Source organism: Cobetia sp. SIMBA_158 (assembly GCF_046566945.1).
Lineage (GTDB): Bacteria > Pseudomonadota > Gammaproteobacteria > Pseudomonadales > Halomonadaceae > Cobetia > Cobetia amphilecti.
In genome coordinates, this window is sequence record NZ_JAWJYL010000675.1 from 1 (window position 1) to 256 (window position 256).

Below are 256 nucleotides of genomic sequence, written 5' to 3' on the forward strand. Positions count from 1 at the left end.
CCCTAGAAGGTTTTTATCAGTACCAATGGCATGAGACTCGCTTGCCAGCTGCAGGTACTTATTTTTCTACCAATGACTTTGCAGCAGAAAATGGTTACCAACAAAACGTTCAGCTAGGCTTTACGTCTAACCCTGATATAGATGTTGCATTTTTAACTGAAAGTTTAAATAACTTAACTGCAACCTATGCTCAAGTAGCTGCGGCTCAGGGTATTGACCCTACAAGTGCAGAAGGCCAAGCTCTACTAGCTAATAT

General features: G+C 41.4%; 1 protein-coding gene. It reads left to right on the forward strand.

From position 1 onward, the window contains the following. Positions 1 to 41: 41 nt before the first annotated feature. Positions 42 to 256 (forward strand): hypothetical protein (locus R2R70_RS21530; protein WP_410979129.1); only part of this gene is annotated, 215 nt, incomplete at its 3' end.